Raw genomic sequence first — 15,411 nt, 5'->3', positions numbered from 1 at the left:
AGGGGCGGCGTTGCTGCGCGCCCATCGCGCTATACGATTTGTAGCATCGGTGGCGGTGCTTCGCCGAGCAAACGCCCGAGAATCGTCAATCCCTGATCGAAGCGTTCGAGGTCGTTTTCGCCACCCAGGCTCAAGCGAATACGCCGAGGTGGTGGTCCCTGATCGACCATGAATGACTGCGCCGTGGAAATTGCCAAGCCTTCCTGAAGCGCCTGTTGTTGCAGTTCTTCCGCACGCCATGCCCCGGGCAGGGCGAGCCAGAGATGCATGCCAGTGGGGCGCGAGGCCATGGCGTGCCCCACGAGGCGTGTCCGGGTCAGTTGTTGGCGCTCGGCGAGCAGTTGCCGTTGCTCGCTGGCCAGGGCGTCGACGGTGCCATCGGCCAGCCAGCGATCGGCGATCTCGAAGACCAGTGGCGTGGCCATCCAACTGGTGGCGCGCAACCGGGGCAGGGTGTGATGCAATTGCCCGCGTGGCACGCTGAGATAGCCAGCGCGTAGCCCCGAGACGGTGGCCTTGGTCAGGCTGGTGACATGGAAGCTCTGACGTGGCAGACGTGCGGCCAGTGGGCTCAATCCCGGGGGCTCGAGCAGGGCATGAACGTCGTCCTCGATCAGCCAGGTGCCGTGTCGTGCCAGTACCTCGGCCACGGCATCGCGGCGTGCGTTGTCCATGGTCGCGCCGGTAGGGTTGAGCTGGGTAGGCGTCAGGCACACGGCACGCGGTCGGTAACGTCGGCACGCGGCGTCGAGGGCATCGGGAATCACCCCTTGTTCGTCGATGGCCACGCCGCGCAGTTGCAAGCCCAGCGTGCGTGACAAGGCGATCAAGCCGTGGTCGGTCAGCGCTTCGGTCAATACCACGTCGCCATGCTGGACCAGCGTGGCGATGGCCAGCATCACACCGTGTGCGGCGCCGTTGCACAGCACTCGGTCATCGGGCGTGCCGGGCACACCGAGCGTGTCATGCAGCCATTGGCTGGCGCGCTCGCGTTGATGGAGCAGCCCCGCGATGGGGCGGCAGGCATCGATGACATCGGGATGCGCGCTATCCGCCACGTCGCGTAGCGTTTCGCGAAAGCGCAGATGATGCCCGGGCGGACAGATCGGATGCGCGATGGAAAGATCCACGGGAGAGGCGTCCGTGTCCATGTTGGCACTGCGTAGATATTCGGCCTCCTGGCCGTCGTCGAGCGCGTTGATCCAGGTGCCGCTACCCACGCGGGCCTGCACCAGGCCCATCTTTTCCGCCTGGGCGTAGGCCCGCGAGACGGTTTGCACGCTTACCGCCAATGTCTCGGCAAGGCAGCGGTGTGGCGGCAGACGTGTGCCGGGCGTGAGCTCGCCCTGGCGAATAGCCTCGGCAAGTGCTCGAGCGATAGCCAGATACTTGGGCCCATGAGACGGGAGATAGGGTGTCAGGTCAATTGTCATGACACAATAAAGCCTTTGACGGTAAGCAGCGCGTGAATGCTACTATCGTTGGCAACGCATTGATCGACAATTGTACTGATTTCTTCCTTCCTTGTATCAGTACGATTTATTTCATCGAATGCAGGGTCCTGCCTCCCGTCCGGGAGATCAGGGATGAGCAATTCTGTCGGGCGAGTGGTGCCATGTCTGAGGTTTCCCTGCCTTTCACTCGTGAGGAATACGCCAGCCGGCTGCACAAGGTGCGTTCGGCCATGGCCCATCGAGGGATCGACGTCCTGATTGTCAGCGATCCATCCAATATGGCGTGGTTGACGGGATACGATGGTTGGTCTTTCTATGTGCATCAGTGCGTTCTGCTCGGTCTGGAAGGCGAGCCGGTCTGGTATGGGCGTCGCATGGATGCCAATGGGGCACTACGCACCTGTTGGATCCATCCGGACAACATTACCTATTACCCGGATTATTACGTTCAAAATCCCGATATGCATCCCATGGAGTACCTGGCGCAGTCGATCCTGCCGGATCGTGGTTGGCACGAGGGTACCATCGGCATGGAGATGGATAACTACTACTTTTCTGCCAAGGCGTATTTGAGCCTCGTGCGCGAATTGCCGCACGCGCGTTTCGCGGATGCCAATTCGCTGGTCAATTGGTGCCGGATCATCAAGTCGCCGCAGGAAGTCGAGTACATGCGCATCGCGGCGCGAATCGTCGAGGGCATGCATTCGCGTATCCTCGAGATCATTCAGCCCGGGGTGCCCAAGAGCAAGGTTGTCTCCGAGATCTACCGCGTGGGCATCGAGGGCTGGACCGATCCGCAAGGGCGTGTCTTCGGCGGCGACTATCCGGCCATCGTGCCCATGTTGCCGACCGGCGAAGACGCCGCTGCGCCGCACCTGACCTGGGACGATACCCCGTTTCGTGAAGGCGAGGGTACCTTCTTCGAGATCGCCGGGGTGTATCGTCGCTATCACGCGCCGCTGTCGCGCACGGTGTATCTGGGCACGCCGCCGAGTCAGTTCCTGCGCGCCGAGTCGGCATTGCTCGAGGGTATCGACAATGGCCTGGCGGTGGCCAAGCCGGGCAACCGTGCCGCCGATATCGCCATGGCACTGGGCGCGGCGATGGACAAGTATGGTTTTGATCGTGGCGGTGCGCGCTGCGGTTATTCCATCGGCATCAGCTACCCGCCGGACTGGGGCGAGCGTAATATCAGCCTGCGCCCTTCCGACGACACCATTCTCGAGCCGGGGATGACGTTTCATTTCATGCCGGGTCTCTGGGAGGACGATTGGGGCCTGGAGATCACCGAAAGCATTCTGATTACCGAGACTGGCTGCGAGACGCTGGCCAACTTTCCACGTCAGCTATTCGTGTGCTGAGCCGTGGGACGCGAGACGAGGAGAACATGATATGAGCAAGCGACCCAGCCCGGTGTCACCCACCGTCGATTTCGATGCCGACGGTATTCAGCACGGTTTTCTCAAGCTGCCCATCTCCACCGATGAATCGGCCTGGGGGGCGGTGATGATTCCCATCACCGTGATCAACAACGGCGCGGGGCCCACGGCGCTGCTCACCGCCGGCAACCACGGCGATGAATACGAAGGCATTACCGCGCTTCTCAAGCTCAGCAACACGCTGCGCGCCGAGGATGTGCGCGGCCGCGTGATCATCGTGCCGATCATGAACGTGCCCGCCGCTACTGCCGGCAAGCGCACCTCAGGACTGGATGGCGGCAATCTCAATCGCAGCTTTCCCGGCGACCCGAACGGTGGCGTCACCGAGCAGATCGCCGATTACTTCACGCGTGAACTGGTACCGATGTGCGACGTGGCGCTGGATCTGCATTCCGGTGGCCGCACGCTGGATATTCTGCCCTTCGCTGCGGCGCACCGTCTCGACGATTCTACCCAGGAAGCGCAAAGCCTGGCCGGCGCGGTGGCCTTTGGCGCACCGGTGGCGATGATGATGTTCGAGCTCGACGCTACCCAGCTCTACGACACAGCCGTGGAATCCCAGGGCAAGACCTTCGTGACCACCGAATTGGGCGGCGGCGGCACCACGACGCCGGAACGCATGGCCATCGCCGAACGTGGCGTACGCAATTTCCTGATTCACTACGGGATGATCGAAGGGCAACTGGAGTCTCCGGCCGGCCAGCAGGTGTACGTGGACATGCCCGATGCCTCTTGCTACGTGCAGAGCGAGCATAGCGGCCTGCTTGAGTTGAGCTTCGCGCTGGGCGAGACGGTGCGGCGCGGTGATGTGATCGCGCGGATCTACGACATGACGCGCACCGGTAGCGAGCCAGTCGTCTATCATGCTCAGCGCGATGGCGTGCTGGTGGCGCGGCGTTTTCCGGCGCAGGTGAACATGGGCGATACGATTGCGGTGATCGCGGAAGTCGTCGATAGTCTCGAGCGTTGAGGATGGGCCGGCACACCACATGAAACTCGACCGCTACGACCTCAAGATTCTCGACATCCTGTCGCGCGATGGGCGCATCACCAAGTCGAAACTGGCCGAGGCGATCAACCTCTCTGTCAGCCCTTGCTGGGAGCGTGTGCGGCGCCTGGAAAAAGCCGGCGTCATCGAAGGCTATGGCGCCCGGATCGATCCCGCGATGGTAGTCAAGCGCACGCCGGTTTGGGTGCAGATCGAGCTGGCGACCCATCAGGCGGCGAGTTTCGCACGTTTCGAGAAAGCCGTCGCCGAGACGCCGGAGGTGACCGAATGCGTCGCGGTGGGCGGCGGCGTCGATTATCTGGTCAAGTTCGAAACCGACTCCATCGATGCCTACCAGCGCACGATCGATGCCTGGCTGATGGACGGCCTGGGGATCGAGCGCTATTTCACCTATATCGTCACCAAGACCGTGAAACGCACCACGCCATCGTTGGACTTACACGACGAGGTCTCGTAGCGGGTCATGGATCATCGTCAGCTCGCGTTTTTATGTGCCCTGGCGCGTGAACGCCATTTCGGACGCGCCGCCAGGGCATGCCACGTGACTCAGCCGACCCTCTCGGCGCGCTTGCGCCAACTCGAGGAAGAACTGGCCACACCGTTGATTCGTCGGGGCCATCGTTTCGAAGGATTCACCACCGAGGGGGAGCGTGTACTGGCGCATGCCCGTCGCATACTCGGTGAATTCGAGGCCCTGCGCGGTGACTTGGCACCGCATGCGCCGCTGGTCGGCCGTCTAACGCTGGGCGTGATCCCCACTGCACTGAACGCGCTCACTGCCTTGTTACCGTCGTTGCGTGCCGCGCATCCCGGGCTTGTGCTGCGCGTGCGTGAACTCGCCACCCCCATGTTGGCGCAGGGCCTGGAGGATGGCGGTCTCGATCTAGGTATTGGCTATCTGGATGCGCCGGCAATGGCGGGGTTCGCGCATCGTCGTTTGTTCGATGAGCATCCCGCCTTGGTGGCGTCCCCTGAGCACTTTGCCTTGCCCGAAGCGCCGCAGTGGGCGCAGCTCGCCGAGTACCCACTGTGTCTGCTGACTCCGGAAATGCATCAACGCCACTTGCTTGAGGCGCGTCTGGCGGCCCATGGCTTGTCGTTGTTGCCCGTTCTTGAAACCGATGCCACCGCTGCCCTTGGAGAGTGGCTGCTGGCAGGACTGGGCGTCTCGATCCTGCCCGAGCAATTCATACGCCGCTATTGGCTTCAGGAGGGCGATGGCACGTCGGCTCTCGTGGCACGCCGCCTTCCCGACGCGGGCGATCGCGTGGGCTTGCTATGGCGACAGGGGATGCCGCGTGGAAAACGCCTGCAAGCAGTACTCGATCTGTGGCAGGCCGCTTCCTAGCTCGGTTTGATCGAGCTGCTCTATCGAGGCATCGCTTAGCTCGATTGGTCTGAAGGCGGTCGGCGCGCTAGGGTAGTCGTGAGAACGCCTTTCAAGACCCGCGGATGGCCGTGGAGCGATTGCCTTGAGCAAGCCCGCATGAGGACGCTGTATAGCGTTTTTCCGGGGATGTGGGTTATTTGATTTCCCGTTTGGACCTTTATATGCCGTCAGAAGTAGTGATACCGCATTCATTTACCGCCGCATCGCGCTATGACGATCAGCGCGACCGGCCCTTGCGGACGCTCGATGGCCCGCAGGAGCAGCCGCTGACCCTGTCGCTCAACGATACCGCCATGGTGACGTTGTTGGCGACGCCCGAAGCCCTCGAACCGCTGGCGCTGGGGCATGCTTTCACTGCGGGCTGGATCGAGCGCGCCGAGCAGGTCGAGGACATTCAACTGTCGCGGCTGCGTCATGGGCTGTTGGTGCGGTTGACGGTTTCGTCGCAGACCGAAGCGCGCGCCGCTGGTCTGCAACGCGCCGGGGCCTCGGTGTCGAGTTGCGGCGCCTGTGGTGTGGCCGAGGAATCGCAGTTGATGCAGGGCCTGAGACGTTTGCCGGCGTGCGTACCTCTGGCGCCCGAAGCCTTGATGCGTGGCGTGGAGAGTCTACAGCGTCGCGCCCGCGCCGGGCTGCATATGGCGCTGGCCCTCGACGGCGATGGCGAGGTGCTGGCGCGCGGCGTGGATATCGGACGCCACAATGCCCTGGATCGTATCATCGGCGAGGCATTGTCCCGTGGTGAGATGCCGGCGGCGGTGTTGCTTTCCAGTCGCTGTAGCATGGAACTGGTGCAGAAGACCGTACGTGCCGGTATCGCCACCCTGGCCACGCTGTCATTGCCCTCTGCCCTGGCGGTAGAAATCGCACGTGCCTGCGATCTCAACCTGATCTGTTGTCATCGTGGCCGACATCTCGAACGCTTGAGTGGCGCGGCATAGCCTTCGAGTTCTGCCCGCTCCGCTTCCCGGGTATTCACCACGTTCATCGCGTCATTTTCCTCTATTTTTACCCACTACGTCATCGAGGGTGCCATGGCTTCCCATCACCAGACTCCGTTATCCGACGACCGCGAGGCGTCTTCCGCAAGCGAAACGGCGGAGCGTCTCCCCGAGGCGGACGCGACCCTGACGCGCGTGCCGAGTATCGAATCCTACACCGGCCCGGCAGGTGGCTGGGGCGCGATGCAAAGCGTGGGGCGCCACCTCAAGCGTAGCCAGGCGCCACTCAAGGGCGCGCGGGCATTGCTGTCCACTAACCAGCCGCATGGTTTCGATTGCCCGGGGTGCGCGTGGGGCGATCCGCTGCACGGCTCGTCATTCGAGTTCTGCGAGAACGGCGTCAAGGCAGTGGCCTGGGAAAGCACCAAGAAGCGCGTCACGCGGCGTTTTTTCGAGCGCCACACGCTGAGCGAGCTGCGCGGATGGGATGACTTCCGCCTCGAGGACCAGGGCCGACTCACCGAGCCCATGCGCTACGATGCGGCCAGCGACCGTTATGTTCCCATCGACTGGGAGGCGGCCTTCGCGCTGATCGCCGAACGCTTGGCGGCACTGCCCGATCCCGACCGCGCACTTTTCTATACCTCGGGGCGCGCCAGCAACGAAGCGGCCTATCTGTATCAGTTGTTCGTGCGCCTCTACGGCACCAACAATTTTCCCGATTGCTCGAACATGTGCCATGAGGCCAGTGGCGTGGGCATGCAGGCTAGTCTCGGTGTTGGGAAGGGCACCGTTCAACTGGAGGATTTCGAACACGCCGATACCATCCTCGTGTTCGGCCAGAACCCTGGCACCAATCATCCCCGGATGCTCGGTGACTTGCGGCGTGCGGCGGAGCGAGGCGCGCGTATCGTCAGCTTCAACCCGCTCAAGGAACGCGGCCTGGAGCGTTTCGCCGATCCCCAGAATAAGCGCGAGATGCTTACACACGGCAGTCACCGTATTTCCTCGCATTATTATCAACCCAAGATGGGCGGTGACATGGCGGCGGTACGCGGCATCGCCAAGACGTTGTTCGCGCTCGAAGAACAAGGTCATTTCAAGCCGGATCGGGCCTTCATCGAGTCGCATACTGCTGGTTATGAAGAGTGGCGGGCGCGAGTCGAAGACACGCCGTGGGCGGAGATCGAGGATCAGGCCGGCTTGTCACGCACGCAGATCGAGGAGGTGGCCGACATCGTCGCTCGCGCCGAGCGCATGATCATCACCTGGGCGATGGGAATCACCCAGCACGAGCATTCGGTGGACACCGTTCGTGAGCTGGTCAATCTGCTGTTGTTAGGTGGCCATATCGGGCGCCCCGGTGCGGGGCCGTGTCCGGTGCGTGGTCACTCCAACGTACAGGGGGACCGCACCATGGGTATCGACGAGACGGCGCCTGCGGGACTGATCGACGCCTTGGAAAGTCGTTACGGCGTAGTCATGCCGCGTACGCCAGGGCACAACACCGTGGGTGCCATCCGCGCGCTGGAGTTGGGCGAGGCCGATGTTTTCATTGGGCTGGGAGGAAACTTCACCCGGGCCACGCCGGATAGCCACCGCACCGAGCGCGTCTTTCGGCGTCTGGGGCTCAATGTGCAGATCAGCACCAAGCTCAACCGTAGCCACCTGATCACCGGTGGTGATGCGTTGATCCTGCCGTGTCTGGGGCGCACTGAGATCGATCGCCAGGGCGAGGCGGGCGCGTCGCAGCAGGTCAGCGTCGAGGACTCGATGTCGATGGTGCACGGCAGTGCCGGCATTCATGCACCGGCCTCCGAATGGCTGCGCTCGGAGCCGGCGATCATTGCGGGGATTGCCGAGGCCACGCTGGCACGGGTACTGCCGCGTCGAGGGATCGACACGGGCATGGTCGATTGGGCCGCGCTGGTGGCCGATTACGACCGCATTCGCGATGAGATCGAGGCCGTCATTCCCGGTTTCGAGGATTTCAATGCGCGTCTGGGGCAGGCAGGTGGCTTTTGGCTGGAAAACGCCGCCAGCCAACGCCGCTTCAATACGTCATCCGGGCGGGCGACGTTCTGTGCCGCACCGCTACCCACGGCGGTGATGCATCAACGCCTGCACGCACGCCGCGACGATGGCTGGCTGACACTGCAGACGCTGCGCAGCCACGATCAGTACAACACCACCGTGTACGGTTACGACGATCGCTATCGCGGCGTCAAGGGCCAGCGGCGGGTAGTGTTCGTCAATCCCGCCGATCTCACGCGGCTGGGGCTCGAAAGCGGCCAGTGGGTCGACCTGGTGGGGCTCGATCACGAGGGCGAGCCCCGCCGCGCCCCGGGATTCAGGATCGTCGACTACGCGACACCCGAAGGGTGTGCCGCCGCCTACTATCCCGAAACCAATGCGCTAGTGCCGTTGGAAAGCGTCGGTGTGGGCACCGATACGCCAACCTCCAAGGCGGTCGCGGTGCGTCTGGAGCCGAACCAGCGAATCGCCTGAGGCGCTGGCGATCGAGCCTTACGACCAAAGTTGAGACGCATAACCGGCGTTCCAACGCTATGCTGTTAAATACTACATAAGCGTCGCCACATAAGTTGGCATTACACAAAACATTCGGACGACGCCTTTAACGCCCCTCCTGCACTCAGGGGGCACGCCGCTCAACTCAACGGGATCGCCCGGGAGGTGCTGTCATGGAGCTCTTCATCCAGACTGCATTGGGGTTTCCATTCGCTTTTTTCCTCGCTTTGCTGGCATTGGTGGCCGTCTATTGGCTGCTGGTCGGGCTGCGCGTGATACGCGTCTCGTGCTTCGACCATGACAGCCTGCGTGACGATCATCTAGCGAGCACCTTGATTTCTCTGGGCTTTGCGGGGGTACCGGCGTCATTCGCGCTGAGCGCCTTGATCGTCACTGCTACGCCCATCGCGTTCGCGCTGAGCCTAGTATTGCAATGGTCACCGCTGGGCCTGCTGCGGTTGCCACTGGGCTTTCTGGCCATCTGGGCGGCCTTCGCATTGGCGGCGTCACCGAGTGTTGCCGCGTGTCATACACTGGCGCGGCGTTTCCACCATTCGCGCCGGGCGTCGCCGCGCTGGTTGCTGGGCGAAACCGTTGTCGTGCGCGAGGCCAGCGACAGCGAAGGACACTGTCAGGCGACGCTGGAAAGTGACTCCGATGTTGTCGTGACCCTGCATGGTAAGGGTGCGAGCTGTTCCGCCGGTGAGCGTCGCGTGCTGGTGAAGCATGTCGCCCGTGAGGATGTGTACCGCGCGGTGCCCGCCGAGGAGTATCTAGACGCCCATGAGCGCCTGCGCAAGTTGCATTTGCTGCCGCGTCACGATGTTTGATGCGTAAGATGCCACTTCAAGCGCATGCGTGGCATACCTCAAGCGAAGCCCGGGAAGTCATTGTAAAGTGGTCGTAAAGGTTCGCTTTAATTAGCTTCCCGCTTGGCAATAAGCTTTGTTAGATGGTATAATACTTTCGTCAAATTCGCTTGATGAAATTGATAGCGTGGGTGCAATGCTCACTGCTTGAATGTTGTTTGTCTAGCGAATTTCCTCGTAGTACGGATACTCCCCTGAAAACTCCGGGTCTTATCTTTACTTTTTAGTCGTCATTGGCGATTTAATTAAGTAAACGGAGATTCGTCGGTGCTAAAATACGCAATATTATCGGTGTCGTTGATCACTGTAATGGCAGGTGCCATGATTGCACCTGCCATTGCATCGATTGCGGCGGCTTTCCCCAACGCGAGCTCCTTCCAGATTAGCTTGCTAACATCGCTGCACGCAGGGCTTGTCGTGCCGTTTTCCTTTATTTCCGGATATCTGGTGCGCTATATACCCAAGAAAGATATTTTAATTGTATCGCTGATTCTCTATCTCATTGGCGGGATTGGCGGGTCGCTTTCCGATAGCATGTTGTTCATGCTGGCCACGCGTGTCGTTCTGGGTATCTCTATAGGTTTGATGATCCCGCTATCGATCACGCTTATTTCCGACTATTATGAAGGTGAAGAGCGCACTCGGACGCTGGGTCTTCAAAGTGCCGCCACGAACATGGGGGGCATCATCGCCATCGTCGTGTCCGGTTTTCTGGCAGCACAAGGCTGGCGTTATTCTTTCCTGGCGTATGGTTTGGCTATTCTGGCGCTTGTACTCGTTTTCTTTTTCCTGCCTAGAAAGGCACCAGCCAAGTCAGCTGAAGGCGAAGCCGAAGAAAGCAATTTTGACGCCCGTGTATTTCTGCTTGCCATCTACATGATACTGACATTCGTCGTCTTCTTCGGCATTCCTTCCAATATGTCGCTGTTCTTGAGCGAGATCGATATCACGAATACGGTCGTCAATGGCATCATTATCGCGATTTGTTCTGTCGGCGGGTTCGCGGGCGGTATGTCGGTCGCTTTCTTCCGGCGTGTGCTCAAGTCGTTCTTCGTGCCACTGCAAGTCGTTTATATGGCAGTCGGCTTTGTACTGATCGCATTTTTGAATCAGTATATCGTGCTGCTTGGTCTGGGCGTATTGATATTGGGCTTCGGCTATGGTAGTACCGTGCCGGTCATTTTCGACGGCGCCACCAAGATCACCACCGGGGCGGCAAGGTCGATGGCCACGGCCATTCTGGTCAGTAGTATCTATCTAGGGCAGTTCCTCTCTCCCATCGTGCTGGACGAAATATCGCAAGTCTTTGGTAATGGTAGCGTTTATTATTCATACTCCGCCATGGCACTGGCGCTGGTTTTCGTTGCCATCCTTATGTTTGTCGAGCGTGGCTTGCACTTCTCGGGGCTAAAGAAGTGGCTGGCTCGCAGCAGTTCGAAGCATGCCTTGAGCGAAATTTCGGCATCCAATGCTCGTTTGCAAGAGCGTGTCGATACGCTCGCCAATCAATTGGATGAGGTGCGCCGTCAACAATACTCCGATAGCCGTGAACAAATTTCATTGTTGAGAAATATGCAGGAAACGATTTCTCAACGAAATGAAAGTGATAATAAAGGTTCGTATTGAGGGTGTGTCGCGATCTAACGGAATCGGTTCGATTGGTGATATATGGATGCAGCAATGAATAGTGGGGTAATGATCTCATGACACGACAAATATTCTCTTGTGTAGGTGGCAGGTCTCCGTTTATTGAGTCCGTATGTGATGCGACGGCATGGGCGAGCAATCGCCTGGCAGTGCCTTCGACATTATTGAACGTGATCGAGAAGGAGCGTACTCAATCGCCCAAGACGAATAAGGAGGATGCGCTACGCGAGAAAATGGATACGCTGGATAAACAGCGTATCGAGCTGATGCATGAGCATGCTCAGCAAATCATGAAGGAAGCTATGACGCGTCTCGAGGATCATTCCGTAGCAGATGCCAATAGTCGCATCCGGGAAGGGAATCTGATCGATATTCTTGAGGGGCTGGATGATGAAATGAGGATGATGGTCATCGGCAAGCGTGGCGATACCTCCCTCAACGGCCATCTCGGCAGTCGTCTTGAGCAGGTGATTCGGGTGGTACGCCATCCGGTTCTTGTCGTTCAGCAAACCTTCACGCAGCCGCGACGCATCATGCTGGCATTCGATGGCAGCGTGAGCACGGTCAAGGGCGTGCGGATGGTGGCCGAAAGCCCGCTGCTCAATGGCATCGAGTGTGATGTCGTCATGATCGGCGGTGACACCGATGAGCATCGTGAACAAATGGAATGGGCCAGGAACACCCTGGAAGACGGTCATGTGCCGGTCAGAACCCATTTGACAAAAGCCAACAACACGACTGAGGCGTTGAAACAGCATGCGCTCGATAATGACGTCGACATGATGGTCATGGGCGCGTATGGACACTCGCGTCTTCGCCATTGGCTGGTAGGTAGTACCACGACGGAGATGCTGCTGAATTCGCCGTGTGCCATGCTCGTGTTGCGTTGAGACGCATCACACCCGCCGCCGCCCCTGCTCGCGGCGGCGGGCAAACGCAGAAAAAAACGCCTTTACTGGAGCGTGACTCGAAAAAAACCGATATCGCCCGCCCCGTCGAACAAAAACTCCCCTGCCTTGTGCTGCTTTATCCTATGCATATCGGATGAACGCCATCCGCCATGACCTGTCCGGGCCCAATGTCTTTAAATCTAGGCCCGGTTCGTTTTTTGGGAGAGGCAGCACATGAAACTCAACGATCCGCGTCTATTGCGTCAGTACGCTTATATCGACGGTAAATGGACCCACGGCGACGGCGGTCGCGAACAAGCGGTCGTCGATCCCGCCACGGGCGAGGTGCTGGGACACATTCCCTGGCTCGAGGCTCCGCAATTGCGGGAGGCGGTGGATGCTGCGGATACCGCCTTCGCCCAGTGGCGGGCGCTGCGTGCCGATGAGCGCGCCGAGCGTCTGCAGGCGTGGTATGACCTGCTGATCGAGCATCGCGAAGATCTGGCGGTCATCATGACGCGCGAGCAGGGCAAGCCGTTGCCCGACGCTCGCGGCGAGATCGAATACGGTGCCAGCTTCATCAAATGGTTCGCCGAAGAGGGCAAGCGCACCTTCGGGCAGACCATTCCCAGTCATATCCCCAACGCCGCTCTAGGCTCTCTCAAGGAGCCGGTGGGTGTGGCGGCATTGATCACGCCCTGGAACTTCCCGCTGGCGATGATCACGCGCAAGGCCGGTGCCGCGTTGGCTGCCGGTTGTACGGTCATCGTCAAGCCGGCCGACGAGACGCCGTTCTCGGCTCTGGCGCTGGCGGAACTCGCCGAGCGTGCCGAGATCCCCGCCGGGGTCTTCAACGTGGTGCTGGGTGAGCCCGCCGAGGTGTCCAAGCTGTTGTGCGAAGAAGAACGCGTCAAGGCGCTGTCGTTCACCGGCTCCACCCGCGTCGGGCGGTTATTGCTGGAGCAGTCTGCCAATAGCGTCAAGCGTGTCTCGCTGGAGTTGGGCGGCAACGCGCCGTTCATCGTCGGCCCCGATATGGAGCCTGCCGAGGCCGCGCGCGCTGCGGTGGCCGCCAAGTTCCAGACCGGTGGGCAGGATTGCCTGGCCGCCAACCGGATCCTGGTGCACGAGTCGATCCATGACGAGTTCGTCGAGCAGTTCGTTGCCTGCATGGAAACGCTCAAGGTCGGCAACGGCCTGGTGACCAATATCGATATCGGACCGCTGATTCATCAGCAGGCGGTGGAGAAAGCGTCGAGTATCGTCGATGACGCCATTTCGCGCGGCGCGACGCTGGTACATGGCGACCAGTCTATGGCGCCGGGGCCCAATTTCTTCATGCCCACGTTGCTCACTGGCGTGACGCCCTACATGAAGGCCTGGCGCGAGGAGAGCTTCTCGCCGGTAGCGGGAGTGACTGCCTACAAGGATGACGATGAGGTCATCAAGCTGGCCAACGATACCGAGTACGGCTTGGCGGCCTATGTCTATACCCACGATATCCGCCGCATCTGGAAGCTGCTGCGTGCTTTGGAGTACGGCATGGTGGCGATCAACTCGGTGAAGATGACCGGCCCGCCGGTGCCCTTCGGTGGCGTCAAGCAGTCTGGTCTGGGTCGTGAGGGCGGCACCGCCGGCATAGAGGAATATCTGGAGACCAAGTTTTATTGTCTGGGGGCCTTGGGCTCCGTGTCCGGGAGCTAGGCTCCTGGCCACGAGCCACGAGCCACGAGCCACGAGCCACGAGCGAACGAAGTGTTCGTGGCTTAATAAGTCGTGTTTGACGTTCGGTTTTATCGGCGTGAGCCGAGACAGTTACGGGAGAATCATATGAGCCAGCACCAGGACCTGATCGATCGCGATCGCAAGGTTACTTTTCATGCCTCCACGCATCTGCGCGATTTCGCGCATGGCGATGTGCCGGGTCGGGTGGTCACCGGCGGTCAGGGCATCAATATCGTCGACAAGGATGGCCGCGAGTTCATCGACGGTTTCGCCGGACTTTATTGCGTCAATATCGGTTACGGTCGCACCGAAGTCGCCGAGGCGATCTATCACCAGGCGCTGGAGCTGTCTTACTACCACACCTATGTCGGCCATTCGAACGAGCCGCAGATACAGCTTTCCGAGAAGATTCTCGAGTTGGCAGGACCGGGCATGTCCAAGGTTTACTACGGCATGTCGGGCAGTGACGCCAACGAGACGCAGCTCAAGATCGTGCGCTACTACAATAACGTGCTGGGTCGGCCGCAGAAGAAGAAAGTGATCTCGCGGCAGCGCGGCTATCACGGCTCGGGGATCGCCTCGGGTTCGTTGACCGGGCTCAAGGCGTTTCACGATCATTTCGATCTGCCCATCGACTGTATCCTGCACACCGAGGCGCCGTACTACTACCATCGAGCCGCCGAACAGGAGAGCATGAGCGAGCGTGAGTTTTCTCGCCACTGCGCGGCCAAGCTCGAGGAGATGATCCTCGCCGAAGGCCCGGACACCGTGGCGGCTTTCATCGGCGAGCCGGTGCTGGGCACTGGCGGTATCGTGCCGCCGCCCGAGGGCTACTGGGAGGCGATCCAGGCGGTGTTGAACAAGTACGATGTGCTGCTGATTGCCGATGAAGTGGTGTGTGGCTTCGGGCGCATCGGCACCGATTTCGGCAGTCATCACTACGCTATCCAGCCCGACCTGATCACCATCGCCAAGGGCCTGACCAGCGCCTATCAGCCGCTTTCCGGCGTCATCGTCGGCGATCGCGTGTGGCAGGTGCTGGAACAGGGCGCCGGTGAATACGGCCCCATCGGCCATGGTTGGACCTATTCGGGCCATGCGCTGGGCTGCGCTGCAGGGCTTGCCAACCTGGCCATCATCGAGCGCGAAGGGCTGACCGCCAACGCCGCCGAGACGGGTGCCTATCTGCAGCAGCAAATGCTGCAGACATTCGGCGAGCATCCGCTGGTGGGCAACGTGCGTGGCGTGGGCATGCTGGCGGCACTGGAATTCTCGCCCGATCCGGCACGACGGGCGTTCTTCGACCCGGCACTCAAGGTCGGGCCGCGCGTAAGTGCCGCCGCGTTGAGCGAGAACCTGATCGCACGCGCCATGCCGCAAGGTGACATTCTCGGCTTCGCGCCGCCATTGGTGACGACTCGCGATGAAGTCGACGACATCGTCGCCCGCGCCAAGCGTGCCGTCGACAAGGTGACCGACGAGTTGTCTCGCTCGGGAGACTTGAAGGCTTGATGGATG

General features: G+C 60.6%; 12 protein-coding genes. 11 read left to right on the top strand and 1 reads right to left on the bottom strand.

What is annotated here, in order from left to right:
* Nucleotides 1-29 precede the first annotated feature (29 nt).
* Nucleotides 30-1,433 (bottom strand): MocR-like ectoine utilization transcription factor EhuR, encoded by a 1,404-nt coding sequence (gene ehuR / locus L1073_RS13025; RefSeq protein WP_246899911.1) that lies wholly within the window; start codon nucleotides 1,431-1,433, stop codon nucleotides 30-32.
* A 182-nt stretch (nucleotides 1,434-1,615) separates the two neighbouring features.
* On the opposite strand from ehuR, the gene doeA reads away from it, so the two are divergent.
* The 11 genes from doeA to L1073_RS12970 all read left to right on the top strand — a co-directional run bounded on the left by doeA (nucleotide 1,616) and on the right by L1073_RS12970 (nucleotide 15,405).
* The gene (gene doeA, locus L1073_RS13020; protein ID WP_246899909.1) at nucleotides 1,616-2,815 is read left to right on the top strand and encodes an ectoine hydrolase DoeA; all 1,200 of its coding nucleotides are present in this window, start codon (nucleotides 1,616-1,618) and stop codon (nucleotides 2,813-2,815) included.
* Between the two features lie 31 nt (nucleotides 2,816-2,846).
* On the top strand, nucleotides 2,847-3,863 hold the full coding sequence (doeB, locus tag L1073_RS13015; RefSeq protein WP_246899907.1) for a N(2)-acetyl-L-2,4-diaminobutanoate deacetylase DoeB: 1,017 nt from the start codon (nucleotides 2,847-2,849) through the stop codon (nucleotides 3,861-3,863).
* A 19-nt stretch (nucleotides 3,864-3,882) separates the two neighbouring features.
* A complete protein-coding gene (locus L1073_RS13010; RefSeq protein WP_246899905.1) occupies nucleotides 3,883-4,359 on the top strand; it encodes an Lrp/AsnC family transcriptional regulator in 477 nt (158 codons plus the stop codon).
* A gap of 6 nt (nucleotides 4,360-4,365) precedes the next feature.
* Entirely contained in the window at nucleotides 4,366-5,250 is an 885-nt protein-coding gene (locus tag L1073_RS13005; protein ID WP_246899903.1) for a LysR family transcriptional regulator, read from the top strand.
* 203 nt (nucleotides 5,251-5,453) lie between these two features.
* A complete protein-coding gene (locus tag L1073_RS13000) occupies nucleotides 5,454-6,233 on the top strand; it encodes a formate dehydrogenase accessory sulfurtransferase FdhD (RefSeq protein ID WP_246899902.1) in 780 nt (259 codons plus the stop codon).
* Between the two features lie 93 nt (nucleotides 6,234-6,326).
* Nucleotides 6,327-8,741 (top strand): FdhF/YdeP family oxidoreductase, encoded by a 2,415-nt coding sequence (locus L1073_RS12995; protein ID WP_281506089.1) that lies wholly within the window; start codon nucleotides 6,327-6,329, stop codon nucleotides 8,739-8,741.
* A gap of 194 nt (nucleotides 8,742-8,935) precedes the next feature.
* Complete coding sequence (locus tag L1073_RS12990) at nucleotides 8,936-9,592, top strand: hypothetical protein (protein ID WP_246899900.1); 657 nt, start codon at nucleotides 8,936-8,938, stop codon at nucleotides 9,590-9,592.
* A 306-nt stretch (nucleotides 9,593-9,898) separates the two neighbouring features.
* Nucleotides 9,899-11,257: an MFS transporter gene (locus L1073_RS12985; protein WP_343322510.1), complete on the top strand. Its 1,359-nt coding sequence runs from the start codon at nucleotides 9,899-9,901 to the stop codon at nucleotides 11,255-11,257.
* Between the two features lie 77 nt (nucleotides 11,258-11,334).
* Nucleotides 11,335-12,168 (top strand): universal stress protein, encoded by an 834-nt coding sequence (locus L1073_RS12980; protein WP_281506088.1) that lies wholly within the window; start codon nucleotides 11,335-11,337, stop codon nucleotides 12,166-12,168.
* 234 nt (nucleotides 12,169-12,402) lie between these two features.
* Nucleotides 12,403-13,872: an NAD-dependent succinate-semialdehyde dehydrogenase gene (locus tag L1073_RS12975; RefSeq protein WP_246899895.1), complete on the top strand. Its 1,470-nt coding sequence runs from the start codon at nucleotides 12,403-12,405 to the stop codon at nucleotides 13,870-13,872.
* A gap of 126 nt (nucleotides 13,873-13,998) precedes the next feature.
* The gene (locus L1073_RS12970) at nucleotides 13,999-15,405 is read left to right on the top strand and encodes an aspartate aminotransferase family protein (RefSeq protein WP_246899893.1); all 1,407 of its coding nucleotides are present in this window, start codon (nucleotides 13,999-14,001) and stop codon (nucleotides 15,403-15,405) included.
* The last annotated feature ends 6 nt before the right edge of the window (nucleotides 15,406-15,411 follow it).

Origin of the sequence: Chromohalobacter nigrandesensis (genome assembly GCF_023061285.1) — a bacterium.
Taxonomy (GTDB): domain Bacteria; phylum Pseudomonadota; class Gammaproteobacteria; order Pseudomonadales; family Halomonadaceae; genus Chromohalobacter; species Chromohalobacter nigrandesensis.
This window is presented reverse-complemented; position numbering and strand designations above follow the sequence as displayed.